The sequence below is a fragment of the Sphingobium sp. SJ10-10 genome (assembly GCF_036038995.2).
In the GTDB taxonomy this organism is placed as follows: Bacteria; Pseudomonadota; Alphaproteobacteria; order Sphingomonadales; family Sphingomonadaceae; genus Sphingobium.
Genome location: NZ_CP158133.1, coordinates 85,736 through 111,461, shown reverse-complemented (window position 1 = coordinate 111,461; position 25,726 = coordinate 85,736). Strand labels below are relative to the sequence as shown.

Here is a 25,726-nt window from a genome sequence, read left to right as displayed (position 1 = left end):
CATTTGACGATGTGGAAAAGGCTGCCTTAAGTATATGCGCTATTGAGCGCTGTAAGCAGCGAAGCGGCCGACCCTGCCATGACAAGAGCGAGGACGGCAACGGCCGCAATGACGGCCAGGGTCAATAATAGCTTCAGGTCATTATCTTGCCTCCCGCTTGTGCGGAGCATCAAAATGTTCCGACGGGCCAGACGGCGGAGGAAGCTGGACAAAGCATCCTGTTCCAACGCCGGTGGCTCTGCATGTGGAATCTGTGCATCCGCTTGGACATCAGCGGGTTCATCTGGTCCGAAATCATCGCGCTGCGGAAGGTATAATTTTTGGGGGTATAAAGAATGTACCCCTTCTTCGGCCGCTTTCTTGGCCGCCTCCATGGCAGCTTCCCAGGCAATCACAATGCGTCCCGCTTCAGCTTTTGAATATTGGCCGCCCAGGCGCGTGCGTCCTGTGAAGATCGCCTTGGTGACCATGTTTTGGCTAGGTTGTAGTGACGATTTAATCATTTGAGCCATAGCATGATGCTGGCGAGTTTGACGAAGCCGAGAAAGTTTGCGGCGAGCTTGTCATAGCGGGTGGCGATGCGTCGCCATTGTTTGAGCTTGGCGAAGAAGCCCTCAATGCCCCAGCGGTGTTTGTAGGCGATGCGGTCGTAGGGATGCTGATATTTGCGATGGCGGCGAGGCGGGATGACCGGTTCGCCGCCTTGCTCGTAGATGAGGTCGTGCAGGCTGTCGGCATCGTAGGCGCGGTCAGCCAGAACCTTGCCGGCCGGGATGCCGCGGATCAGATCATGGGCGGGTGCCATGTCGTTCTGCTGACCGGGGCCGAGGATGAAGCGGATCGGCAAGCCAAGTGCATCGACTACGGCGTGTACTTTGGTGCCGAACCCTCCTCGCGAGCGGCCGAGAGCCTGGGCTTGAGCGCCCCCCTTTTAACCCGTGCCCCAGCCGCCTGGGCCTGAGCGCGGATCACAGTCGCATCGATCGCCAGCCACTCAATGTCGGGATCATCCGACACGGCCTCGAAGATCCGGTCGATCACGCCCTGCTGGACCCAGCGATAATAACGCCGCTTGGCCGTCTGATAGGGGCCGAACTTCTCCGGCAGATCACGCCAGCGTCCGCCTGACCGGGCCAGCCAAAGCAACGCATCGAGAAACAAACGCCCGTTACTGCGCGGGCCGCGCTTGCCCTTGCGTCCCCCCGGAACGAACTCACGCAGCCGCTCCCATTGATCGTCCCGAAGCACTTCGCCTTCCACACCAGCCTCCAAAAGCCAGTGGTGAATCACAAATCGGCGACGACGTGAATCCCTAAAATGTCACTACGCCCTAGTGCCGACCTGCTTGGCGATTTGCTTCGCGCTAAATCCATGCCCGGACCTTTTAAGCACTTCGCGCTCAAGGTTGTTAAGGCGTTCGAGTTGCTCTCGATGAGGCTCCCAGTCGATCGCGTCAGGGTCGAGCGGCATGTTCGTCACTACCTCCACATCCTGACCGTCTCGAATTCGCCCCGGACATCCATGCGCGGTCGGTGTCGCATGGCTGCAGTGTCATGAAACTGAAACACAAAAGCAACGGAGAATGGGCGCAGAACGGGCCTGCCAAATTCTTCCGCCATGGTGTGGGATACGCGAGGCCGATGGCCGACATGATCTAGGAATCTGGATACCGCCCAGCCATGGGAAGGAAAGGGGGAGGGGGAGTGATGCGGCCATTGGGTTGCACTCGTTCCTTCAACTCGGAGATTCCCATGAGATGGTGGCTGGGTTTTCAGGCATTGCGTGGTCTGATGTCGGTCCGTCCCTGGCGTCGCGGCTCTGGTAGCGACGCTGCGGTAGCGCGGGCGATCAGGGTCTATCTTGCAACCGCCGCAAGTCACAATCGGCATGATCAAAATGGGCCGCGATCGGTGCTGACGGATCCCTGTGACCGAGTCTGCGCCCACGATCCCGAAGACCTTCCATTCGTTAGGAGCGACCCAATGTGTCGGAGGGTGAAGGAAGAAACCGGATTAGAACGGCCTTTGGACCCAGTGCTGAAGTCGGCGGTTGATGCCATGCCTCCGCTGACTGCGGCGATACTCGCTCTTCGGGTGCATCATGGCATGGGAGTCGATGCAATCACCGAGCGATTTGCGATCCCTCGCTGGAAAATACGCATGCACCTGCGGCGTGCGATCCGCACCGTTGCGCAGTCGTCTGCGCATGAGGGCATGGATTTTCCCGGCTGACCTGTGATGGTTTCGCTGCTGGACGCGCAAGGGCGCAGGATCGTCGAGAAGCTGGGTGGAATATGGACACCACAAGGTGGAATGTGCCGCTGCCCCGCACATGATGACCATACGCCCAGCCTATCCGTGCGGGTCGGCGAGAGAGCGCTTCTGTTCAAATGTTTCGCTGGCTGCGACACGAGAGACGTGCTGCGGATCGTCCGGGCTATTGATCGCGGCACCCTACAATCGATAGCCATCCCTTCGCCGACCCGGTCGCGGCCCTCATCCTGGAATCTGCAGCGCGCGCATGATCTCTGGCAGTCCAGCATGCCCCTCGCTGGAACGATCGGGGAAAATTATCTCCGCAGCCGCGCAATCCAGGCGGCTCCCTGCTCCCTGCGGTTCCATCCCCGAACACCCCTCGGCAGGGAACAATCATGCACATTCAGGCCGGCTATCATCACAGCCCTGCACGACCGCAGCCGCTTCGTTGCCGTCCACCGGACTTTCCTCGACCCGCATTCTGGCTGTCTCGCACCTGATCTGATCAATCCGCGGCAGATGCTAGGAGGACCGCGACAGGGGGCGGTCATGTTGGCTCCAGCGACGGATACGCTCGGCTTGGCAGAGGGCATCGAGACTGCAATCTCGGCCATGGCCCTGCTCGACATCCCCGTCTGGGCAACGCTGGGCAGCGAACGTCTCCATAATATCGCGCTGCCCTCTCGGGTGACGCGCCTCATCCTGCTTCCCGACAATGATCGGGCCGGGCAATTGAGCGCGGCCAAAGCCCTTATCGCCTATCAAGACCCTGGCCGAATGGTACAGACGATCTGGCCGCCCATGGGCATGAACGACTGGAACGATGTCCACAAGATGGAAGGGAAGTGGGGGAGGTACTGGTGGCGAGAGGGGGCCTGATGGTCAGGTTCCCTCGCCAGGAGAACTATTCCATGAACCAGCTTCCTATACTCGTTCCCGCAGCGAACCTTACCAAATCGCCGTCTAACGTCCGCAAGGCCAGCGACCCCGTCGCCGATGCTCAGCTCGAAGCCAATATCGCTGCCAAGGGCATAAGGCAGAATCTCATCGGCCTGCCCGTCTCCCGCAAGAAGGGCCATTACCGCATCGCTGCGGGCGGCCGACGCCTCGACGCAGTCCATCGCCTGATCGAAAAGGGAATCTTCGCGGCGGATTATCAGGTTCCCGTCCTCGTCCTTCGCGAAGCCAAGGATGCGATCGCGACCAGCCTTGAAGAGAATTTCTTCAAGTTAAGCATGTCGCCTGCGGACACCTGCCAGGCCTTTCAGGATATCGTCCAGACCGAGGGCAAGACGCCGGCCGAGATCGCCAAACGGTTCGGGTTGACCGAGCGTTTCGTGCTTGGCCGGCTTCGCCTCGCTGATCTGGCGCCCTGCGTGTTTGACGCACTGCGCGATGGTGAAATCAGCATCGAGGTGGCCATGGCTTATGGCAGTAGCCCCGATCCCGCGCGCCAAGCGAACGTCTTCGAAGAGCTGGGCCAGGGCTATTACCGCGCCAATGTGAGCGAGATTCGGCGTCAGCTGGCACAGGGCAGCTATCGGGGCAGCGATCCCAAAGCCCTACTCGTCGGACGCGAGGCCTATCTCGCCGCTGGTGGCCGGATCGACAGCGATCTCTTCACCGACAACGCCACCGAGATGTGGATCGATGGCGATCTGCTCAGCCAAATTGCGAGTGACAAGTTGGCGCAGGCCGCCGAGGCGATCCAGGAACGGGAAGGCTTTGGAGAAATCCGCGTCGTGCCGACCACCCATATCGCTTATAGCGCCACCTGGGGTCTGAAGCCTGTCGATGGTGAGCAACCGCCGCTGACGCAGGAGCAGGAACAGCGTCTGGCCGACATCGAAACGGAACTTGAAGGCTTCGAAAATCCCGCCGACACCGACGAAAGCGAGGAAGAGGCCGAGGCACGTTATGATCGGCTGAATGCGGAATATGAGGCGATCCAGCAACGCGCGCCGATTCTGACCGAAGAACAGAAGGCCTCCGCTCTGGCCTATGTTGTGATCGGGCAGGACGGGCAGCCGCGCATCCATGAGCAGCTCTACATCGCCCCGTCGGCCGAGCCTGTCGATGAGGAGGAAGAGCCATCCGGCGAGGATGCGGAGGAAGAGGCCGCATCGGATGAAGAGGTTTCGGCCAAGCCTCGCATCAGCCAGCGTCTGGCCGAGGAACTGGCTGAGATGAAGGCCGAGCTGCTCCGTATCCATGTCGCCAGCGATCCCCGCTTCGCGCTCGATCTCGCCACCTTCTATATGGCTGACGCTGCGACCCGGAAATATCGGACCAGTGATCTTGCCACCGAGTTGCGTGCCAATGCGCCTTTTTCCCGGCTCACCGACTATAAGAGTGGGACATCGGCAGCCGAGGAGTGGATGAAGTGCGACGCCAGCCTTGATCGCAGCTGGACCGAACCTACCGATGAGCGGGAACGCTATGACGCCTTTTGCGCGCTTGCTGAGGAAGCCCGAGCCGCCTGGTTCGGCTGGTTGATTGCCCGTACGATGCAGGCCGTTCCTGCTGGTCAATCCGGGAGTCACTTTATCGATCACCTGGGTCAGAAACTGGAAATCGACGTCGCTTCATGGTGGCGGCCCACCGCGAACAACTATTTCGACCGGATCAGCAAGGCGTCGATCCTGTCGGAGTTCGAGGGGATTGGCGGGATTGAACTCAGCAGCCGTTACAGCGCCTCGAAAAAGCATGATCTCGCCTTGTCGGCCGAAAAGCTTTTCTCCGGCGCGCTGATCATCGAGGCTGACCTCAAGGAAAAGGCGTTGGCCTGGCTGCCCGACGCAATGCGCTTCAGCCCGCCGGTTGAGCCGGATGAAGACGACATCGAACCGGGCGCAAGCGGTGAAGATATTGCCGCGGATGCGCAAGTGCTGCCCCCGGCTGAGAACGACGACATCGCCCAGGCAGCCTGACAGCCTGCATTGATCATCCTTGGGGCTGTCGCCTTGCGCTGCGGCCCCTTTTTGCATCCGCCCTGTCCGGTCGCATGTCCGGCGCAGGTGGATGCCGACCGACCGAACCGGTCCCCAGCCAGGAAAATTTCATGACCCTTCCACTCTTCGCGCCCGTCGAGGCGCCCGATGCAGATGTGCCTCAAAAGGTCCGGCAGCTATTCGACGTTGCCCAAGCCGTGTCCGCATTGCTGGCGGCCTCCCGGCCGCCCAGCCGTCAGACGCTCAAGCGGCTGATGACGCAAAGCTTTGGAACCAGCGATGCATGGGGCGACTGGTCGATGCGTGACGCCTATGACGCACTCGAAGCCGCTCAGGTCCTTTTCCTTCGCGAGAGCGGGGCCAGCGAAGCGGAAAGCCGGACGGCTGAAGCGCGATTTGACGATCTGCTGTTCCTCCAGGACCGGCTTCCGACCCACAGCTATCGGTCCGAACATCAGGTGGCGATGCAGCAGTTCAGCACGCCGCTTGCCCTCTCCTGGCTCGTCAACCAGGCGGCCCGGATCGGCACCGATGATCGCCTCCTGGAGCCTTCGGCCGGCACAGGCATGCTGCTGGCCCATTGCGGGGCGGCACCAGCGCAAATCACGCTCAACGAACGCGATCCGGCCCGCGCCGCGCTGCTCGCGCTTGTCATGGGGCAGGCAGTCACCACCCATGACGCTGAATTCATCCATGACCATTTGCCGGTGGACATCAGTCCCTCCGTCATCCTCATCAATCCGCCTTTCAGCCGCAGCGAGGGCAGGGGCCGGGACCGACATGGCGGCGCCCGCCATCTGCGTTCGGCACTATTGCGCCTGGCGCCAGGTGGACGCTGCGTTGCGATCATGCCTTCAACCTTTGCCGCCGATGGCAGCGGCGCGGCGGCTTATGCTTCGGTGGCAGAGGTAGTGCCGCCCCGCGCCGAGATCACGATATTGGGATCGCCCTATGCCAAACACGGGACGAGCATCGCCGTCCGCCTGCTCCTGTTCGACAAGGGTTGGACGGGGTCTGCAACCTGTCATTGCGCGCCCGATATCCGCGCGGCGCTGGCCCCTGTCCTGGCACTGCCGCCAAGGCTGGACGGCTCTTCACTACCTGAACCATCCGCGCCCGTGGCAAGATTCCGGCCTCGGCCGCCACGCGGCGCTGCCCCGTCGCCGCTTTTCAGTGCGCTTGCATCGCCGCGCCTTGCTCCACCGGCGCGATGGCCTGACGAGAAGGATGATCCGGAACCCTTAGATTATCAGATCCTGGACGAGCCCGTGCCGCCCGGTGAGCCGGTTGGGCTCTATACGCCCTGGCGGCTTGCCCGGATGACAATTGAGGGGGCAACGCGGCATCCCGACCAGCTTGTCGAATCCATGGCCATGGCGTCGGTCCTGCCGCCCGCGCCGAACTGGCGGCCGATGCTTCAGCGCAGCGCCCGGACGCAGCTGTCCGAGGCGCAGCTCGAAACAATCATCCACGCCGGTGAAGCTTTTGCGAGGGACCTGCCTGGCACATTCACCCCAAATAGCGCCGGCGACCAGCTTCATGAGGATGCGCAGGGGCGGTTCTACCGCTCCGGCTATTTCATCGGCGACGGTACGGGCGTCGGCAAGGGCCGGGAGGGTGCCGGCTGCATCCTCGACCAGTGGAACAGGGGCAATCGCCGCGCCATCTGGATATCGCGGAGCGCAGCCCTGCTCGAGGATGCGCGCCGGGACTGGAGCGCCCTTGGCGGCCTTCCCATCGATATCCAGCCCCTGGACGCTTTCCCCATCGGGCAGCCGATCAGCATGGCTTCGGGCATTCTCTTCCTCACCTATGCAACGTTGCGCTCCGCGCGCCATGAGACCGCCACCCGCCTGCAACAGATCCTTCAATGGACCGGATCGGATTTCGAGGGGGTCATCCTGTTCGATGAGTCCCACGCCATGGGCAATGCCGCCGGGACCGAAAATGATTTCGGGACCGCAAAGGGCTCGGACCAGGGCCTGGCTGGCGTCCGGCTCCAAAATGCGCTCCCCCGCGCACGCATCGCCTATGTCTCGGCGACCGGCGCCACCAAGCCTGAAAATCTGAGCTATGCCTCGCGGCTTGGTCTGTGGGGACCGGGCACCGCCTTTACCGATCGCAATGCCTTCATGGCTGCCATGGACGACGGCGGCATTGCCGCCATGGAAATCGTGGCCCGCGACTTGAAAGCCATGGGGCATTATACCGCCCGGGCATTGAGTTTCGCCGGCGTCGAATATGAGCCGCTCGAACATAAGCTGACCGCAGATCAGATTGCGATCTACGACGCTTACGCGGATAGCTGGGCGATCGTCCATCGCGGACTCCAGAAAGTCCTGGAAGCCTCCAACATCGTCGACCGCATGTCGGGTGCGACCCTCAACGCCCAGGCCAAGGGGGCGGCGCTCAGCCGGTTTGAGAGCGCCAAGCAACGCTTCTTTTCGCAGCTGCTGATCTCCATGAAGATGCCCACGGCGATCAAGGCGTTCGAGGCCGAGATCGCCGCAGGGCACGCGGTCGTCGTCCAACTCGTCACCACTGCGGAAGCTATATTGGATCGTCGTCTTGCGGGCCTGTCGGCGGAAGAACGCGCTACGCTGGATCTGGATTTGTCACCGCTTCAGATCCTTATCGACTATCTCACATCCGCCTTCCCCACGCGCCAGATGCGGGTCTTCCGCGCGAGCGACGACAGCATGCGATCGGAGCCTATGGCCGATTCCGAGGGGCGGCCGGTTCACTGCCAGGAGGCGATCGCGGCGCGTGAAGCCCTGATCGAGGAACTATGCTCCCTGCCGGCTGTGCCCGCCGCGCTCGATGCCATGATCGCGCATTTCGGGACCAATATGGTCGCCGAGGTAACAGGCCGCTCACGACGCATAGTCATCGACAGCCATGGCCGCCAGAAGGTCGAGCGCCGCAGTGCCCGCGCCAATATTGCGGAAACGCGGGCTTTCATGGATGGGATCAAGTCGATCCTGGTCTTCAGCGACGCCGGGTCGACCGGCCGATCCTATCATGCCGATCTTGCCTGCAAGAGCGCGCACAAGCGCCGCATTCATTTCCTGCTCGAACCGGGCTGGCGCGCGGACGTTGCGATCCAGGGCCTGGGGCGCACGCACCGTACCAACCAGGCGTTTCCACCGGTGTTCCGGCCGGTGACGACCGACTGCAAAGGCGAGCGGCGTTTTATCAGCACGATTGCCCGGCGCCTCGACAGCCTGGGCGCTTTGACGCGCGGCCAGCGTCAGACCGGTGGACAAAATCTCTTCGATCCGGCCGACAATCTCGAAAGCGATTATGCGCGCGAAGCGCTGACGCAATGGTATCATCAGCTGGGCGCGGGAAAGCTCGCCAGTGTCACCCTCAACGACTTCATGGACATGACCGGTCTCAAGCTTGTCGACGATGGCGGCGCATTGCTCGAACGGCTCCCGCCGATCCAGCGCTGGCTTAATCGCATCCTGGCTCTGCGGATCGCGACCCAGAACGCCATCTTCGAAGAATATATGGGCCTCATCCAGGCCCGCGTGGACGCTGCGCGTGAGGCGGGCACCTTGGATCTTGGCGTCGAAACGATCCGTGCGGAGAAGATCGTCACCTTGTCGGATCAGGTCCTTCGGACCGATCCGGTGACGGGCGCGGAAACAAAGCTCATGCGCCTGGAACTCCATTTGCGTCCGCACGCGACCAGTTGGAACCGCCTCATGCATCTCTGGGAAGAGACCCGCGACATCGCCTTTCTGCGCAACGGTCGGTCCGGTCGCGTCGCCTTGCGCGTGCCATCCTGGTCGATCACGGACGAGGACGGGCGGCCCATTGCCATGTGCCAGCTGGTCCGGCCGACCGGTACATCACGCATGGAAATCGCAGCGCTTGGGCATAGCCACTGGACCGTGATCAGCCGCCCGACGTTCAAGGACCTCTGGGATGCTGAAGTCGCTGAGACCGAGGCACGGCTCGACGTGGAAACCATCAGCGTCGCTACCGGTCTGCTGTTACCTGTATGGCACAAATTGCCGCAAGACGACGTTCGTGTCTGGCGGATCGACGATGGCACGGGATTATCGGTGCTGGGCCGTATCATCAGGCCATCGGCCCTCGACAAGTTGCAATCGGCGTTTGGGCTTGAACGGGCCATGAAGCTGAGCGCTGAAGAATTGATTGCCGCGGCGCAAAATGGAGAGGGGGCTTTTGTCCCCGGCCTTGGCGGGGCGAGACTGATATCGTCGATCGTCAACGGCAGTCGCAGAATAGAGATACGGGACTTCCAGCCTCATGACAGGGAATGGCTGAAGGCGCGCGGCGCGTTCAGTGAAATCATCCAGTATAAGACGAGATTATTTCTGCCACCCGAGAAGGCGGAAACAATCCTCAACGCTATTATCGTTGAACGATCCTGACAGCCGCCGCTCGGATTTCATCCCGATCATGCCGCCTTCGACCCGTTGAAACAGCCGAAGGCGGCATTCAGCCTCATGCGGTTTCGGTTACTGCTGCCGCCGGTTCGCCGCTCGCCGATGATGTCGGCTCGTCCGAGGGAATCTTGATGCCAAGCTTTTTGCGCGCAGCTTTGGGTGCCGACTTGGTTGTGTCCGCCGCAGGCGTCGTCGCCTTGGCATCAGGGACTGCTTTGGCGGCAACCAGCTTCTTGCCAGTCTTCGCGGCGGCCGGGCTCGCCTTCGCCTTCACCTCTGGTTTTGCCGCCTTTTCAGGAGCCGCCTTTGCGGGCTTCGCTTGCGCCTTGGGCTTCGATGTCTTGGCGGGAGCCTTGCTGGAAGTCGAAGGCGCTACCACCTTCGGCGCTGCCTTGGCCGGAACCTTATCGCTGACTGTCACAACTGCCGGTGTCTTGGCGGGTTCGGCAGTGGCATTATTCTTCGCGGGCGCGGCGGCGGCCTTGGTGTCTGCCTTCTTGCTGGTGGCGGGCTTGGAAGCTGGCGCCGCTGCCTTTGCAGCCGGTGCGGCCTCCGCCACCTTGGCAGTGGCGGGGAGCCGGCCCAGGCCCAGCTTGTTCGCGACTTCACGGCGCTGATCGGAATAGCTCGGTGCAACGAGCGGATAGCTTTGGGGCAGACCATAGCGGGCACGATATTCGTCCGGCGTCAGACCATGGCTCGCGAGATGCCGCTTGAGGGTCTTGTATGGACGTCCGTCGATCAGGCTGATGATATGCTCGCGGGATGCAAGGCTTTTGCGAATGCTGACAGCCGGAACATATTGGGGCGCGTCCTCGACGACAGGCGCTGTATCAGTCATCAAGGCCGTCCGGGTCGCATGGATGAGACCAGCAAGTTCATCGCTGGAGACGCTGTTCTTCGAAACAAAAGCGCTCAGCAGTTGAACCGTCAAAGTCGTGTAGTCGGGCTGTTGGGTGTCGGCCATGAGGACATTTCCTGGAATATTGAGAATGGATTGACCCTGGAGTCGGATCAGTTGCGAAACGGTAAAACCATGCCGCGTTAAGTTCAATGAGTCAAAGGAAAGGCGATAGGGTGAGGTAATATCCGTCGCAATTGATCATCCTAAGTCGAACGGTGCAACAGCCCAGAAGGAAGAGCATCCTATCTGGATGCTACTAAGGAAAATCTGATCATGATCATTCCCCATATGCAGCAGCGGGCGATGGTTCGCTCCCGTGGAAATGGTGAACCCTTCTGTCTCATTGAGAATGCCGAGGGCGAAATCATCCTTCTTTCTGAAGTCGAAGTCATCGAGTGTGGGATGGCTTTTGTCGATGCCATAATCTGGACGACCGACTTCGCGGAGGATGAAGCTATCGATCCTGCGCTCCTCGCCTGAATATTGGCACCGACCCGACGTGCCTCCTCTGGCAATCTCACGAGTCAGCATCGGGGAACCTCGCCTGAGGAGGGAAGTGGGTGTGGCGACATTGTGCGGCGCGCGTGTCGCAAGGGTTTGCGCATCCGCCTGTCCGTCCCCTCAATCCGCAAAAGGAAGCGTCCATGTCCGTAGCGCCAAACATCCTCCCTGCGCCGATCCTTTCCTACAGTCAGACAGAACCCGACAGCCGGGGCAATTTCCATTATGAGGGCGATCTCTACCGGCAGGGTGAAGCGCTGCCGGCGCTGTGTCATCGTATCGAGCAGCATCTGTTGGGGCTGATTGCAGGCGCCCGCTTCTCGGTGAGCAGCCAGGTCTTCACCGGCGGTCGCAAGATCATCGTTGAGTTGCTCGATGCGCCGGCGGACCTCACCGACCCACCAGCGCGTCATGCTTTCATCGTGATGATCCGTGATCAGGTCGAGCGCTTCGGCTTCACCCGTTCCAACCTCCTTCAGGACTTTATGAGTTGCGCCTTCTATACCGATATCAGGATCGGCAGGGCCTATTGGGCGGCCCTGTCTGCCCGGCGTGGTGCTGCCAATCCCGTTGTCAGCCGCATCTCGCTTGCCGCCTTTCGCAAGCAACTCAAGGTCGGTGATCGCATGACGCTTCTGTACGGCCCAAAGGGGCATCGGGCGCTCGGCACGACGCGGACCGTCACAGCCATCAGATCGCGAGATTTCGTGTTCGAAGGCCGCACTTTCATGGACTTCCCTCGCGCCGGCGCCTTTGCCTGCGATGGCAGGCTTATCCGCATCGCAATTGGCTCTGAACATGAACCTGATGCCCATCTCCTGTATGAATGGCTCCCGACCGATCAGTGTCAAGCCGATGCGATCAGCATGCCCGAGCAACCGGGCGGACTGTAAGGCCGGGCAGGCCGGGCAGCGAGACAGGAACGGGAGGGAAGAGGGTGGGATGGATGCGGACCGGGTGTGGATGCGCCCGAGGTCCAACTCGAATGAGGAGATCATCCCATGTCCAATCTCGTCCAGCACAGTGATGCATCGCCAGTTGGCGGTGCCTATCGCGTCGATATCTCACGGGGCCGCAATATCGGCCGGGTTTCCTCCGAATGGTATTCGCGACCCGATGACGAGAAGTTCCTCTCGTTGACCGACCTTTATGACAGCGTCCGCGCCCGCGCCGATCGCGCCACGACCCGGATCGTCGAAAGCAGGGCGGTTCGGGTCGAGGCGCGGTCCGAAGATGCCGAGCGCCTCAGCCTTTTCGTTCCCGGTGACGATCGCCCTGTTGCGCCCACCAACTGGTCTTTTGGCCAGCTTTCGAGCCTGGTCGGCGCGCCGGCTTCCTATCTCCGCTCACTGCCGGCGGCCCTAGCGGGCATCAATCTCCAGCACGGCCTGCTCGCTCATCGCGGTGAACAGGTGAAGCTGCTCCAGACCGAAGAGGGGCGCACGGAACTTCGGGCCGTTACCGGGCCGGATTACGGCCGTATCTGGGATTATGAATTGGTCTCCGCGGTGATGAAGATCGCGGGTAATGGTGTCGGTGATACGCGTTGGAAAGTTCCAGGCGTACTTGATTGGGGCAGCATGCACTATAACCCCTATGTCGATGTGACCCGCGACACGACGACCCTCTATGCGTCCGATCGCGATGTCTTCCTGTTCCTGGTTGACGACACCCATCCGATTGAGGCGGGCCGTCTTGCCAATGGCGATCCAGATCTCTTTTTCCGGGGATTTTATTGCTGGAATTCGGAGGTCGGCTCCAAAACCCTTGGCATGGCGACGTTTTACCTCCGCGCGGTATGCATGAACAGGAACATTTGGGGCGCGGAGAATTTCGAGGAAATCTCGATCCGGCACTCCAAATTCGCGGCCAATCGCTTCGCCCATGAAACTGCGCCGGCGCTTGAAAATTTCGCGGATTCCTCCCCTCGAAGCTTTATCGATGGCATTCGCACCGCGCGCGAGCGGATCGTGGCGCGCACCGACGAGGATCGCGAAACGTTCCTGCGTAAGCAGGGTTTTTCGAAGGCCGAAACCGGCAAGATCATTTCCACGGTGCTGGCCGAGGAAGGCCATCCGCCCGCCAGTCTCTTCGATTTCGTCCAGGGCATCACCGCCCACGCGCGGACGAAATCCAATCAGGACAATCGCCTCGACCTCGAGGCCAAGGGGCGCAAGCTCCTCGAAAAGGCGCACTGAGCGCCCGACGTAAATCCGCTTTTTCGATCCGCTTCGGCTCCGGCGCCCGCCGGGGCCGCAATTTCTCTTGCGAAAGGATACCGCCATGGGCGCTTCCCCTCAAATCCAGACCTTCATTGTCGAAGTCCAGTTCCTGAGCGGCGACGAGCAATATGGGATGGAGCTCTACACGATCGACGCGCCGAACTGGTATCGTGCCGAACAGCATGCGCTCGAACGCTCGGGCGAGAGCGTCTATGATAACGCGCTGATCCCTGATTTGCGGCGACGCGCTGTTGCCAGGCAGGTCTGAGAAGTATGGATCGATCTCCCGCGATCGGTCCCGCCGTCTACCTCTGTGTCGGACCCTTCAAATCCGGAGCAATTCCCATGTCCCGTTCCTCACGCGGGCTGGCATCCTTATTGTCAGCTTCTCCATCCTCAACCGGAACCCATCCAGAGCTGCGAAGTTCGAACGGCGAATTCCCAGCGCTGCCAGGGGCGGAAATCGGGCGTTACTGCGTCCTTGCCACCACTCATCTCTCTATGGCCACAGCGGCGATGCTCGATAGCTGGACCAATGGCCATGCGCATGAGGCGCCGATCACCGTTGCGCGCAACGCGCGTGGCTGGTTCGTCGCGACGCGGCAGTTCGATCCTGCGCGGGAATTTTCGCTTCCCGAGGATCTTATGGCTGCCATCCGCCTGGCACGCAGCCGGGGCATTGGTCTGCTGCATTTCGACTGCGACGGTCCGGTCCTCCCGGAACTGCCCGTTCATGACTGGTAGGGGAGTGGTCCTGCCGTCAGTGCCTTCAGGCGTGCCTGGAGATAGATCAGGCGGTCGGCGGCAAGTTCGGCCACATTGGCCTGGATCACATAGCCTTGCTGCCGCAGCACATCGCCAAGATCACGGACAATCGTGATCAGGTCCGGGGTGGAAATTCCGCTGTCCAACATGCGGAGTATCTCACGTTCTTCTTCGTCGAGTTCGCGCATAAATCCTCCCCGATCCGTGTCGATCCAGAGGGTGGTTGAAATCCTGGAGCATGGCCGGGTCGGGCACGATCGCCATCGACGCCGAGTCCGGCATGCGCCGAGAATAATATCTGATGCGCCTGACGGCAACGGCGACCTTTGCCGGCGATCGACGATAATCTGATCGATCCGTTCTTTTCAGTCATTCGTGGCGTGCCCCCCTTTCATCGGAGGTCTAACATGGACATTATCGTTACGCGCGTCCGGCTTCCGGGCGCGGCGCTGCTGTTCGAATATCGCGCGTTGGTACCCTGGACGGCACTTGCAGCGGGCCGACAGGCCATGCTTCCCTCGATCCTTGGTCCCCATATTGGGGGCCGGCTTCAATGTGTACGCCTAGCACCGCTGATCGCGCCCGATCGCTATTTTCCCATGCGGGAACCTGAACGGTCCTATCTGGCTCGTCGCGTCGGTCTCGTGGCCCGCCGGGTCGAAACGCTGGTTGTTCGAGCGGTTTTTCCCGAAATGACTGCCGATATGCTGCCGATCCATTATCGCGGCGATCATGGGACAGGCGATGCCTGCCATTGCGTTCCGATTATTGACCTCGCCAATGCATTCGATCGGCTCGAGTCGGCTGTCGATGCGCTGATGGCATGCGATCTCGGACTTTACCAGGGCTGCGCCCAAAACGCGGCCTGAGCTTCACATGAAAGGATCAGCATATGAACCAGAGTGAAGAGTTCAGTCTCGAAACTGCGGCGTGCCTCTGGGAAGCCGTGCTCGCTTTGCGGGACCAGACCAGTGGCGATCAGGCCGCAAAGCTTTTGGCTGCGGCTATTGCGCGCAGTTTCGAGACCGTCGGGACCGCTGCATTGCGCCTGATTGTCGTGGGTTGGACGAGCGCTGTCGAGAAAGCCTGGCAGGAAGTCAGCGCGACCTATCCGCTCTGCTTTGATTGGGATTTTGTGCCGGGCTGGGTGATCGACAATATCGACTGGTCGGATGCTGAAAATCCACATCGAATATCGAAAGAGTCGGACCCAATAGAGCTGCTCACGCCATGCGTGCCACCGGAACCCGCAGGCCCGCAATAGGGAGGAAGGAGGGGGACTGAAGGATGGATCGGAGGAATGGACCTCCATCCCACGGAGCATAACGATATGTCGCTTCCAGCCAGCATTCAGCCGTCCGTCGGTCAGTCGCTGATCACCCGCGTCTCGCGCCTGTTCAACGGCACAATTCATGACGTCCTTCATGAACTGTTACAGAATTCCCGCCGCGCAGGCGCGAGCCGGATCGACATCGATGTGACCGACATCGATGGGGTCCAGAAACTGATCTTCTCCGATGACGGTTCCGGCATCGATGATCCGTCAGCCCTTGTGACATTGGGCTATTCCGGCTGGGACAAGGACATCGCGCGACGCGAGGATCCCGCTGGCATGGGTGTTTTCGGTCTTGCCGGTCACCACGTCATCATCAGATCCTGGTCGCGCGCTGCGGGGCAGGGCTGGGAGGTCGAAATTCCCGAAAACGCCTGGGAGGGCGACATGGCTCTTGCCGTGGAGTGTTCTTCCCGAACTGCCGGCACTCAGCTTGAGATCACGCTCCCTGAACAGTGGATCGAGCGCTTACCGGATTCCGTTCGCGAAGCATCGCGCTATTTCCCGCTCCCTGTCATCTTTAACGGAACTGAGTTGCCCAGAGAAGATTTTCTGGCCGGCGCTATTCGGATCGAAGAATGCCGGGGATGCAGGATCGGGATATTTTCGGCCGCCGGTTATGATCCCAATGACGCACCCCGGTTCAATTTTCATGGTGTCACCGCGCCATGCCTAATGCCGTCCGTGTTGGAGATCGGAACCTTCGACCGTTGGCACGTCAAGATCGACATCGTCGATGCGCCGGACCTGCAACTCGTTTTGCCGGCCCGAAAGGAGATGGTAGAGAATGACGCCCTTGCCACGCTTCGGCTCGAGGCGGAAACCGGCATCTATCGTGTCATTGCGCAGCAGTCCAACCATCGTCTTTCCTTCAAGCGCTGGAAACGTGCTGAGCAATTGGGCGTGACCCTGGCTGAGGCGGCTCCATGGCTCGAAGCGTGGATGCCCATCACTGCTGACAGCCAGGGTCGAGAATGCGGTGGCCCTGTGCGTTCAGCAACGATGATCATCGTGCCCCGGTTCGATGTGGATATAGAGCAAGGCGCAGCCCCGATACTGCAAGATGCCGCGCGAATGGGCGGTGAAGTGGTATGCGCCGAGGAACAATTTGCTGGCTATAGCTGGTATGACCGGCTCCCCCGACTGGACAAGATTACATTCTCGATCGAACGGAATGGCGAGAAGGCGGTCTATGGAGACGATCCCCTCGATGCTGCGTTCGCTTCCGGACCCGTCGATTCAATCCACCTCGACCTTGTTATTGCCGAATCTACTTTGCCGGAAGCACGAAGAAACCATCTCAGCTATCCACTGGAGATGCTCGTCTGCGGCAATGGTGGAACTGAACTGGATGAAGCCATCATCTTATTCGATGCCAAGGCAAAGATAGCGCCGTCCCTGCTTGCCTGGTGGATGAAGAGCTGCATTTTCTGCGCGTCCGACGATGCCAACAGCGATAGTTGGAAAACCCAGAGCCAATTTTTTGAGCGCGACGCACGCGATCTCGCCAATGCGCTTCTGCTTGGCGAGGAAGCCGCACTGATAGAGCAAATTCGCGATGCGGTTGAACGCAAGGTCCAGTGGTTGCATCCGAAGGGGCGAACTCTCGCGCTGACTGCGACGCGCGACAGCCTCTCCGTCACGCTCGACAAGCCCGCCTGAAATCTGTTTCGAAGGGGTACTTATGCGTCTGTCGGCACTTTATGTCGTTTCTACCGCCCACCTGCCCAAGGCCGAGCGGAACGCCATCGATCAACTCATCTTGAATGCCCCCCGCAATGAAGGCGGCCGGGTCGTGGTCGACCACGGCGCGCTGGTGATCGAGCCTCATCTCTACGGCTTTTTCGTTCACACTTGCGTGGTTTTGGGTGAAGTCGAACCGCCGCTTGGTGTGTCACGCGAACTCTGGACGATCCTTGAGGCCGCCTTTCAGGGCGACGCGTCCTGGGTTCTATTTGACCGCGACGAACCGCCATCATCGGCTTGGCCAACCTATGACCACAGCTGACGGGATGTCCGAGTGCTTGGCAGCGAATATCGATGCTCTCATGCCGCGATGGAGATCGAAACCCGGATGATTTCGAAATCGACTTTATGCGCCGATCGCGAAGAAATGGCCCCTCATTCTCCTTTGCGCATGGCCGGCGGCTTATGTCCGCGTTGCGTGGAGCCGTGCAGGAGTTGGTCTTGTAGCTTGTAAGGGGGATGGGCGGCCGCCCGCGTTCCGCGGACGCCGGGCTGACGGGCTTCGCCCCGAGCCCCGCTGCGCGGGTCTCGGCCCTGGCGGGCGGTCATCCCTGCCGCGCTGGGCCAGAGGGTATCGCGGTCGCGAGATTGTCGGGCGTTCAGCACATGCGCGAAAAGGGGGAAGCGGTTGCTTGGTGGCGTACGCCAGAGCCGAGAGGGATGCGTCAGGCCCTACGGTCGGGGACCAGAGAAGAGAGGGATCTGAGATTTTTGTCGCCGGGAATGGGTTTCGAGCGATAGAATGAAAGGTCAAGTCAATGAATATCGGTGAAGTTCATCTCGTCAATGGTCGTCTCGAAGGCCGTCTCGCCACCCGCACGATCGATCTCCCCCGGATCGGCCTGCGCAAGGTCGATAGCATGAACCCCAGGGCGCCCGTCTATGAAGTCATCGCCCTCAACGTCGCGCGGCGGTGGGTGCAGGTGGGCGCGCTGTGGGAGGCAACCGCGAAAAGGTCCGGAGAAGTCTTCCTCGCCGGCAATATCGATGATCCGAGCCTCCCCGAACCGCTGGCGATTGCGCTGTTCCCGATCGAGAATGGAGGCTACTCCATCGCCTGGCGGCGCGACACGCTCCGGTCCGACTTCGGCGGTTCGGGCTTTGGCACCGCCAATTACGACAGCATGGGCGGCGGCGGTTCCGACTATCAACCGGGCGGCGAAGGTGGCTTCGGCGCAAGCACTGCGGAACTGGGCGGCCAGCTAGCCGGCGCCGGTGCCGATTTCGATGACGATTTCCGCAACTGAGGGTTCGATCATCGCAGCAATCGGGCTGGGGAAGCGCTGCTTCTCCAGCCCTTTTTCTTTGCCCATCCCATGAGGAGATATCCCATGACGGACATTCATCCCCGCAGCGTGGACAGCCTCGCTGACCTGAAGAGCCTCTATGCCGCGATCACCGCCAGCTCCGATTTCCAGCGCGCCTTCGGTGATCCCATACCCCTCACCATCGTTGAGCCGGGCGAAGAACCGGGTGATCATGATATGCCCGAGCCGCTCGCGGCGCAGGCTGAGTGCGGGGCGGTGATCGCCACCATCTTCGACCTCCTCGCCGATACGCGGCTTGAACCGCTCGCCGCGGAGATCGCTTGGGGCTTCGTCAACTCCTTCCACTTCGTGGCTAACAAGCTGGAACGGCGTGAGGATGCGCTTGCCGATGAACTGCGCGACATGGCGAACAGGCCCGACCTTTCCGAGGTCTATAATCAGCAACTGGAGGATAAGCAGCTCCTCTGCCAGTCCACCACCGAACAGCGCGAGGCGGTCGAGTGTATGCGCGACTATGCGGCCGAAATGTATCGCGCCCAGTCCGGCTGGCCCTGGTCCCCTTCAAAGGGTAGCAAGACCCGTTCGGCTCGCGCGCTGCAAGCATCGAGCGCAACCCAGGTCGCCGTGCAGGACTATCTGCGCGCTCGCGATCTCGCCGCCCGCGAGCGCTATCTGCCAACGGGACCGATCGTGATCGCCTCGGGCCATGCCGTCTGGCATGACTGGCAACCAATCTGGGAGCGTCTCGACCTCATTCTCGAACGCATACCGCATATGATGCTGGTGACGACCGCCCAACGGAAGGGGTTCGATGCCATCGTCGCGGCATGGGCGGGGGACCGCCAGGTTCCGCTTGTCGCCTACACCTTGCCGGGAGCGGGGCGTATCCTCCAAGCGCACCGCGAGCGTCATCAACGGCACCGATTATCTCGCCGCGCGCCGTCAACGCCGGATTGGGCAGCATCACCCCGACGGCCCGTTGGTGGCCTTTTCCGGTGGCAGCCAATGGTCCGATTATACGCCGATCTGGAAAGCCCTCGATCGGATCAAGGCGGTGCGCCCGACGATGGTGTTGTTGACCACGGCGCAGAAATGCGGAGGGGACGCCATCGCCGAAGCCTGGGCCGCCCGGACCGGGACACCGGTGGTGAGGCTGGGCATCGACAAGGGGCGCTGGGGCAATCGGGCGGGGTTCGTGCGCAACGACCAGATCGCCCGGCTGCGACCGGTCGAGGCCGTCATTGCGGAGGGTAGCGGGGTCCAGGCGCAACTTGTACGAGTGATGCGCTCGATAGGCGTCGATCCCATCCTGCTCACCCTTTATGGAGGGCCTGCGCATTGGGTCGACTGAACCCGCCAAGGACAGCGGGACCGGTTCGGGTTTCTCCCGGATCGGTCCCGCTCTTTTCCTTTCCACCACCCTTTCGTCGCCCTCAAGGACCGCCGCGATAGCGCCGGTCCCGTCGGTCGACGAGGCCGCGCCATGCGGCGCGGGCCTCCTGCGCGCGGCTCCGCCGTGCTCGTCGCAGGGACGCCCTACGGGCGCTTGTCGGGTTCGGCGCGATGTGTCGCAGAGAGGCTTTTAAGAGCAGCGATCGAGGCCGTGCCACCCGCCCGGATCGCATGGACAAGGATTTCGCGGCACTCCCGTTCCGACAGTCGCTCGATCTCCATATCGGCAAGCATGGCGGCATATTTGCCGCGCAGGGTGCGGCGGGTGTCCAGGATATCCTGCGCGATCTTCTTCTGTTGCGCCTCAAGGCCCGCAAGGCGTTCCCGGTCAGTCAATTTGGGCATGATCATCTTCCTCATCGGATGGTCTGCCCGCCAACCCTCATTATCGATGGAGAACATCATGATTGCAATCCAGGTCTCGCGCACAGGCGAGGAAAGAGTTGCTGCCCGGCGTGCCGCCGGGAAGAACAAGACCCCCTGCGGGGGAGCCCCGCGCCTTCCGGCACGAGGCAACGCAGCGGGCAAGCGCGCTGCGAAGAAAGGACGCACGACCGCTGGCCGTTTGTAATGCACCCCACGCATGAATGCTGCCAATAAATGGCTTTAAATCAAGAGGTTATTGGGAATTTCAAACACCTCTCAGGACACACTTTGTTCCTTGGCGAACTTTTGGTCAAGGCATTCTTGGCAATTTTTGCCATTGAAACTTATATCATCAGTCATGAGCACGATGAATGTCTCATTACCGGAACCCTGCCAATCTGATGTCGAGCAGTAGGTGATGGGCACGCTGTGCGAGACGATCAAGAGAGATCAAGATTGTCAGCACTGTAAAGGCTCTTGTCGAAGGCGCATTGATCGCGCCGACAGATGCCGTCTACAATGCGTATTTCGACAGGCTTCGTGATCATGCGCGATCACGCACGGTAACGTGATCGGAAGCCCGGTATCCCGCTCTCGCTCGCGCAGAGGGGCAACGCTCTCGGCGTCAGGTGGTATTCTGACCGAAAAGTTCTTCCATGGTCCGTAGCGAAGCTTGCATCTTTGCGAAAACGTCGCCAACCGCTGATGACCGAAGCAGGTCATGGCGACCACTCATTCGAAGCACAACCTCTAGCACCTGATCAGAGTGGCGCATAAGTGCCACGAGTTTGTCACCGCTTGGGCCGTTGTTTGCGGCCAGCCAGTTTTTGACCGTTCGCTCTTTGGCGTTTGCCAAGCGCGCGATCGATTTCACTGTTGCCGGAAGGTCGCCATATTCTCGGCGCAGCGCAGCGGCAATTTCTGATGCCAGATCACGCTCGGATGGCGAGGGCGGGTGTGGAATTTTTCGGTCCATTCCTGACAGCGACATGTCACGGTCCTCCATCGTAAGAAGCGCGCAATAGCTTGAATTGATTGCAGATTGGGGTCAGCGCAATGAAGTCAGGGAAGATTCCAAAGAAACGAACTCGGGCCGCGCAATATGTGCGTATGTCCACCGATTTACAAAAATACTCGACGGAAAACCAAGCTGACGTGATTGCCGCGTACGCCGAGAAGCGGGATATGGATATAGTGCGAACCTATGCCGATGAAGGGCGAAGTGGTCTGAACATCGCGGGAAGGGACTCCCTCCGAGGAATGATCGAAGACGTTCGATCGGGAGCTGCTGACTTTGACGTCATTCTTGTCTACGACATTAGTCGATGGGGCCGATTTCAGGATGCGGATGAAAGCGCCTATTACGAGTTCATCTGCCGTCAGGCAGGGATAACCGTTCATTATTGCGCGGAGCAATTTGAGAACGACGGAAGCCTCAGCGCGACGCTTATCAAGAGCGTGAAGCGCGTCATGGCGGGCGAATACAGCCGCGAGTTATCGACCAAGGTTTTTGCTGGGCAGTGCCGCCTCATCACACTCGGCTATCGTCAAGGCGGACCCGCTGGATATGGATTGAGAAGGCACCTTGTTGACGAACATGGAACGCTCAAGGCGCCGCTTGAGAAAGGCCAGCATAAGAGCCTGCAAACGGATCGCGTGATCTTGGTGCCGGGACCGCCGGATGAGGTAGAGATCGTCCGCCGTATTTATCGAATGTTCGTGTTGCAAAGGAGGTCCGAACGCGAAATCTCGTTAATACTAAACGAAGAGCGGGTATCGACCGGCCTCGACCACGGCTGGACGCGCGGCATCATTCATCAGATACTGACAAACGAGAAGTATATCGGAAACAACGTCTATAACCGTGTCTCATTCAAGTTAAAGAAGGTGCGCGTGGTCAATTCACCGGACATGTGGGTGCGCGCAGACGGGGTGTTCCAACCGATTGTCGAGGCCGACTTTTTTGAAGCCGCCCGGCACATTATCACCGAGCGCACCCGTCGCTTCACGGATGAGCAACTGCTTTCGATGCTTCAAGATTTCCGTGTTCGGAAAGGCGCATTGTCCGGCTTCGTTATCGACGAGGAAGAGGACATGCCATCGTCATCCGCGTACCGGCACCGATTTGGTAGCCTGGTGAATGCCTATTCTCTGATTGGATATGATTCCGGCCGCGATTATCGTTATCTTGAGACTAATCGCGCCCTGCGGATCATGCATCCTCAGATCGTTGCCGACACCGTGTCCGAGATCGAAAGGGTGGGCGGCGCGGTCACGATCGACTCGACGACCGACCTGCTACGTGTGAACGACGAATTCACGCTATCTCTAGTTCTGTCTCGATGTTTTGAAACCGCCACCGGCTCTCATAGGTGGAAAATCCGTCTCGACGCTGGGCTTGAGCCAGACATCACGGTGGCTGTGAGGATGGCACCCGGTAATCAGCGACCAAAGGATTTTTATCTGCTTCCGTGGATCGATGTAGGTGGCGGCGACGCACTGAGGCTCGCTGAGCACAATGGAATTGGCTTGGACGCCTACCGGGCGGATGATCTTTCACCACTCTACCACCTGTCCCGGCGATTTCAGATTCGAGATGTCGCATGAGCGAAGCGCACGAAGAGATCGTTATGATCCCCATCGACGCGATTCAGGTTCTCAATCCCCGGAAGCGCAATAAGCGCATCTTTGAGGAGCTTGTAGATAGCATTTCCAAGCTTGGCTTGAAGAAGCCGATTACTGTGACTCCAGCATCCAAGGGCGGATTTTCGCTCGTCTGCGGCCAAGGCCGACTCGAAGCATTCATTGAGTTGAAGCAAGAACGCATTCCCGCCATTGTGATCGAAGTGTCACGAGAGGATAGTTACATTCTTAGCCTCGTGGAGAACATGGCTAGGCGGAACCACAGCCCGCTGGAACTAATCCGAGAAGTTGGTGCGCTAAGAAATCGAGGATACAACAACCAGCAGGTGGCTGATAAGATCGGTTTCAGCAACGAATATGTGTCGATGATCTGTACAATGCTTGACCGTGGAGAAGAACGTCTTCTCAACGCGGTTGAACGTGGAATGATACCCCATTCGGTTGCTTATGAGATTGTAATGGCGGGAGATACGGATACTCAGAGTGCCCTCGCAGAAGCCTACGAAAAGGGCCTTGTTACGATCTCGCAGATCGTGAAAATCCGGCGGATTCTTGATGAACGCTCCCAGATTGGCAAAACGATGCGGTCCGCAAGAGGTTCTTCCCAAAAAGGGCTCAAGCCGACGGCCACTTCTCTTGTCCGCGTCTATCAAAAAGAGGTTCAGCGTCAGAAGCTGCTTGTGAAGAAGGCGAGCCTCGCGCAGAGCCGGTTATTGTTCGTTGTGAATGCAATGAAGAAACTACTCTCAGAAGAACATTTCGTCACCCTTCTTCGCGCAGAATCTATGGGCACGCTTCCGCTTCCTCTGGCGGAGCGTATTGGCATATCGGAGGCTTGAGGATGCCAAAGAAGGTTAAGGTCGCGTTTGACCGCGTGGTGATCGAACTGCAATTGGCGGACATCCTGCCACTTCGTCAGCTTACGGCGGCGATAGAGATCTCGAAACGCTTCGGCCGGATCGTGGCTTCCATTGACACAGTCGGCCTGGCCGAACCCCTCGTTGTCGCCAGGCAAAAAGAGGGCGAGCCGTACTTGCTGGTAGACGGTCACCTTCGTTATTATGCGCTCCTGAAGCGAGGAGATACAAAGGTTCGGTGCATCGTCTCTGACGACGACGAGGCCTTCACTTACAATAAACGGGTAAATCGGCTCGCGACCGTGCAGGAACATTACATGATTGACCGTGCCGTCAGGCGTGGGGCTTCGGAGGAGAAGATTGCGCGAGCGTTTGGCGTAGAAGTCAATGTTGTGCGACGGCGGCGAAACCTCCTGACGGGTATCACGGCAGAAGTCGCCAACCTTCTTGCCGATCGACACATCAGTATCCAGACCTTCGAAGTGTTGAAAAAAATGAAGGCGCCCCGACAATTTGAGGCCGCCGAGCTAATGGTGTCGTTGAATAATTTCTCTCACTCGTACGCGAAAGCGTTACTGGCGGCAACGAACGAGGAGGATCTGACCAAGCCAAATCGCAAACGACGGGTTGGGGGCCTTACCCCCGACCAAATGGCACGGATGGAAAGAGAGATGGAGAACCTCAGCCGCGATATGAAGGCGGTGGAAGACGGTCTAGGCGACGACGTTTTGCATCTCGTTGTCGCCTCTCGTTATCTGGGCAAATTATTGGCGAATGAGCGCATCACCGCCTACCTCGAACGGCGCCACCCTGAAATTAGCGCTGAATTTCGGACTATAATATCGAACGCGTCCTTGGAGCAATCGGCACAATGATCCGGGGGTTTGCCTATTCTTTGGGATGATGCCTCATCCTTGCGAAATGGCGGGCAGACGGTTGTTCGACGCGATTGAGCCGAACCGAATGCGGTCATAAATTTGCCCATTTCGCGGCTATTGCGAATCAAGGGGAGTGACGTTATATATGACGTCATGTACGTGCTGGATACGAATATACTCGTCGCCGCGCTCTGGTCGCGATCGGGAGCATCGTATCGTATCATCGAGCGCGCGCTTAGGGGCGAGCTCGCTTATGCAGTTTCTGTTGCGCTGGTGCTGGAATACGAAGCAGTGCTCAATCGTGCAGCGATGCGCGAGGCGAGTTGGGCATCGAAGGCGGAGTTGGATACGGTGCTCGATGCGTTGGTCGGACAGGCACGGAGGATTATGCCGATCAGAACTAAGCTGCGTCCGACGCTCAACGATCCGGCCGATGATATGGTATTGGAGTGCGCGGTCCAAGCTGGCGCAGATGCGATCGTCACGATGAATGTACGGGACTTTGTCCCTGCGTGAGAATTGTACCGCGTGGATGTGATTAAGCCCGGTGAATTGTTTTTGCGCCTCGAGCGAGGAGAGACGAAATGAGTAATTATCCGTTGCGACTGCCTGACCACGTTATGGCCGAAGCCAAGCATCTTGCGGAACTGAACGGCACCTCGCTCAACCAATTTCTGTCGTCGCTGATTGCGGAGCGGGTTGGTGAATTGAGGGCGATAGCGGACATTCGGGTCCGTGCTGAGCGTGCCAATCCGGCTGCGGCACTGGAGATTCTCACGCGGACGCCGGATCGGGTGCCGCTTGTTGGCGATGAGTTGCCCGGAACCCATTGAGGCAACGCAGCTCCCGATCCTTGGCCAGAACTGAAGTGGGTCGTCCCGCGCGGTCATTCACCCCACGCACCTGTGCTGCCAAAAGTGACTTAAAATCAAAACGTTGCGAGACTTATCAGAATGTCTCAAGACACACTTTGTGTCTCCACACGAAATTCTGCAAGCAATTTGAGCGTTGCCTTTGGCGATATCTCATTAGCCGTTAAGGGTGGGCCCTGTCCAGCCACATTTGGTGTGTGCACGGAGGCTCATCATCGTCGCCCGGCAAAATCTAGCAACGAGATTGCCTTTGAACGGGAGAATAGAGCAGCGGACTGCTCTCAAGTGGAAG

General features: G+C 59.7%; 25 protein-coding genes and 2 pseudogenes. 21 read left to right on the top strand and 6 right to left on the bottom strand.

The genetic code is table 11. The annotated features are described in order from the left end of the window. Window positions 1–26: 26 nt before the first annotated feature. A complete protein-coding gene (locus tag VVT58_RS16210; RefSeq protein WP_352000120.1) occupies window positions 27–512 on the bottom strand; it encodes a hypothetical protein in 486 nt (161 codons plus the stop codon). Beyond that, window positions 500–1,260, bottom strand: a protein-coding gene (locus tag VVT58_RS16205) for an IS5 family transposase (RefSeq protein WP_351999964.1) whose coding sequence is annotated in 2 segments (ribosomal slippage) — window positions 500–933 and window positions 933–1,260 — 762 coding nt in all. Because the reading frame shifts where the segments join, the coding sequence is not laid out codon by codon here. The genes VVT58_RS16210 and VVT58_RS16205 overlap by 13 nt, the downstream gene beginning before the upstream one ends. Window positions 1,261–1,994: 734 nt before the next feature. Between VVT58_RS16205 and VVT58_RS16200 the strand changes: the two genes are divergently transcribed. The 4 genes from VVT58_RS16200 (at window position 1,995) to VVT58_RS16185 (ending at window position 9,612) form a co-directional block, all read left to right on the top strand. Next, complete coding sequence (locus VVT58_RS16200; RefSeq protein WP_145907674.1) at window positions 1,995–2,231, top strand: sigma-70 family RNA polymerase sigma factor; 237 nt, start codon at window positions 1,995–1,997, stop codon at window positions 2,229–2,231. Window positions 2,232–2,804: 573 nt separating this feature from the next. Next, window positions 2,805–3,134 (top strand): toprim domain-containing protein, encoded by a 330-nt coding sequence (locus VVT58_RS16195; RefSeq protein ID WP_237230108.1) that lies wholly within the window; start codon window positions 2,805–2,807, stop codon window positions 3,132–3,134. A gap of 32 nt (window positions 3,135–3,166) precedes the next feature. Continuing rightward, a complete protein-coding gene (locus tag VVT58_RS16190; protein WP_066563202.1) occupies window positions 3,167–5,185 on the top strand; it encodes a ParB/RepB/Spo0J family partition protein in 2,019 nt (672 codons plus the stop codon). A gap of 131 nt (window positions 5,186–5,316) precedes the next feature. Then, entirely contained in the window at window positions 5,317–9,612 is a 4,296-nt protein-coding gene (locus VVT58_RS16185) for a strawberry notch-like NTP hydrolase domain-containing protein (RefSeq protein ID WP_327754393.1), read from the top strand. 607 nt (window positions 9,613–10,219) lie between these two features. Here the strand turns inward: VVT58_RS16185 and VVT58_RS24420 are convergent. Beyond that, a pseudogene (locus tag VVT58_RS24420) lies at window positions 10,220–10,594 on the bottom strand (MucR family transcriptional regulator); the annotation flags it as partial. Between the two features lie 210 nt (window positions 10,595–10,804). On the opposite strand from VVT58_RS24420, the gene VVT58_RS16175 reads away from it, so the two are divergent. The 5 genes from VVT58_RS16175 (at window position 10,805) to VVT58_RS16155 (ending at window position 13,998) form a co-directional block, all read left to right on the top strand. Then, window positions 10,805–11,011, top strand: a complete 207-nt coding sequence (locus tag VVT58_RS16175; protein WP_066563192.1) for a hypothetical protein — start codon at window positions 10,805–10,807, stop codon at window positions 11,009–11,011. A 164-nt stretch (window positions 11,012–11,175) separates the two neighbouring features. Next, complete coding sequence (locus tag VVT58_RS16170) at window positions 11,176–11,925, top strand: hypothetical protein (RefSeq protein ID WP_066563961.1); 750 nt, start codon at window positions 11,176–11,178, stop codon at window positions 11,923–11,925. 108 nt (window positions 11,926–12,033) lie between these two features. Beyond that, window positions 12,034–13,230, top strand: a complete 1,197-nt coding sequence (locus tag VVT58_RS16165; RefSeq protein ID WP_066563187.1) for a hypothetical protein — start codon at window positions 12,034–12,036, stop codon at window positions 13,228–13,230. Between the two features lie 85 nt (window positions 13,231–13,315). Continuing rightward, window positions 13,316–13,522: a hypothetical protein gene (locus tag VVT58_RS16160; protein WP_066563186.1), complete on the top strand. Its 207-nt coding sequence runs from the start codon at window positions 13,316–13,318 to the stop codon at window positions 13,520–13,522. A gap of 233 nt (window positions 13,523–13,755) precedes the next feature. Beyond that, a complete protein-coding gene (locus tag VVT58_RS16155; RefSeq protein ID WP_066563183.1) occupies window positions 13,756–13,998 on the top strand; it encodes a hypothetical protein in 243 nt (80 codons plus the stop codon). Here VVT58_RS16155 and VVT58_RS16150 read toward each other — a convergent pair. Then, window positions 13,986–14,207 carry a hypothetical protein gene (locus VVT58_RS16150; RefSeq protein ID WP_066563178.1) on the bottom strand — a complete coding sequence of 74 codons (222 nt, stop codon included), beginning with the start codon at window positions 14,205–14,207 and terminating at the stop codon, window positions 13,986–13,988. The two genes, VVT58_RS16155 and VVT58_RS16150, sit on opposite strands and share 13 nt — an antisense overlap. 138 nt (window positions 14,208–14,345) lie before the next feature. Between VVT58_RS16150 and VVT58_RS16145 the strand changes: the two genes are divergently transcribed. From VVT58_RS16145 to VVT58_RS16115, 7 genes and pseudogenes are all read left to right on the top strand, one after another. Continuing rightward, entirely contained in the window at window positions 14,346–14,888 is a 543-nt protein-coding gene (locus VVT58_RS16145) for a hypothetical protein (protein WP_327754392.1), read from the top strand. 23 nt (window positions 14,889–14,911) lie between these two features. After that, on the top strand, window positions 14,912–15,283 hold the full coding sequence (locus tag VVT58_RS16140; RefSeq protein ID WP_197672815.1) for a hypothetical protein: 372 nt from the start codon (window positions 14,912–14,914) through the stop codon (window positions 15,281–15,283). A gap of 36 nt (window positions 15,284–15,319) precedes the next feature. Next, window positions 15,320–17,014 carry an ATP-binding protein gene (locus VVT58_RS16135; RefSeq protein WP_327754391.1) on the top strand — a complete coding sequence of 565 codons (1,695 nt, stop codon included), beginning with the start codon at window positions 15,320–15,322 and terminating at the stop codon, window positions 17,012–17,014. Window positions 17,015–17,036: 22 nt separating this feature from the next. Further along, a complete protein-coding gene (locus VVT58_RS16130) occupies window positions 17,037–17,360 on the top strand; it encodes a hypothetical protein (protein WP_066563162.1) in 324 nt (107 codons plus the stop codon). A gap of 496 nt (window positions 17,361–17,856) precedes the next feature. Beyond that, window positions 17,857–18,345: a DUF736 domain-containing protein gene (locus VVT58_RS16125; RefSeq protein WP_066563159.1), complete on the top strand. Its 489-nt coding sequence runs from the start codon at window positions 17,857–17,859 to the stop codon at window positions 18,343–18,345. A 69-nt stretch (window positions 18,346–18,414) separates the two neighbouring features. Beyond that, window positions 18,415–19,221 (top strand): annotated as a pseudogene (locus tag VVT58_RS16120) (DUF2493 domain-containing protein); the annotation flags it as partial. Continuing rightward, window positions 19,178–19,717: a DUF2493 domain-containing protein gene (locus VVT58_RS16115; RefSeq protein WP_352000150.1), complete on the top strand. Its 540-nt coding sequence runs from the start codon at window positions 19,178–19,180 to the stop codon at window positions 19,715–19,717. The pseudogene VVT58_RS16120 and the gene VVT58_RS16115, both read left to right, overlap by 44 nt. 185 nt (window positions 19,718–19,902) lie before the next feature. Here VVT58_RS16115 and VVT58_RS16110 read toward each other — a convergent pair whose 3' ends face one another. Then, window positions 19,903–20,163: a hypothetical protein gene (locus VVT58_RS16110; protein ID WP_066563959.1), complete on the bottom strand. Its 261-nt coding sequence runs from the start codon at window positions 20,161–20,163 to the stop codon at window positions 19,903–19,905. Between the two features lie 646 nt (window positions 20,164–20,809). Beyond that, complete coding sequence (locus VVT58_RS16105) at window positions 20,810–21,175, bottom strand: hypothetical protein (protein ID WP_327754388.1); 366 nt, start codon at window positions 21,173–21,175, stop codon at window positions 20,810–20,812. 65 nt (window positions 21,176–21,240) lie between these two features. Between VVT58_RS16105 and VVT58_RS16100 the strand changes: the two genes are divergently transcribed. From VVT58_RS16100 to VVT58_RS16080, 5 genes are all read left to right on the top strand, one after another. After that, window positions 21,241–22,791: a recombinase family protein gene (locus VVT58_RS16100; protein WP_327754387.1), complete on the top strand. Its 1,551-nt coding sequence runs from the start codon at window positions 21,241–21,243 to the stop codon at window positions 22,789–22,791. Next, window positions 22,788–23,666: a plasmid partitioning protein RepB C-terminal domain-containing protein gene (locus VVT58_RS16095; protein WP_327754386.1), complete on the top strand. Its 879-nt coding sequence runs from the start codon at window positions 22,788–22,790 to the stop codon at window positions 23,664–23,666. The genes VVT58_RS16100 and VVT58_RS16095 overlap by 4 nt, the downstream gene beginning before the upstream one ends. Window positions 23,667–23,668: 2 nt before the next feature. After that, a complete protein-coding gene (locus VVT58_RS16090) occupies window positions 23,669–24,559 on the top strand; it encodes a plasmid partitioning protein RepB C-terminal domain-containing protein (protein ID WP_327754385.1) in 891 nt (296 codons plus the stop codon). A 156-nt stretch (window positions 24,560–24,715) separates the two neighbouring features. After that, window positions 24,716–25,078 (top strand): putative toxin-antitoxin system toxin component, PIN family, encoded by a 363-nt coding sequence (locus tag VVT58_RS16085; protein ID WP_327754384.1) that lies wholly within the window; start codon window positions 24,716–24,718, stop codon window positions 25,076–25,078. A gap of 68 nt (window positions 25,079–25,146) precedes the next feature. Next, window positions 25,147–25,395, top strand: a complete 249-nt coding sequence (locus VVT58_RS16080) for a hypothetical protein (RefSeq protein ID WP_157801323.1) — start codon at window positions 25,147–25,149, stop codon at window positions 25,393–25,395. The last annotated feature ends 331 nt before the right edge of the window (window positions 25,396–25,726 follow it).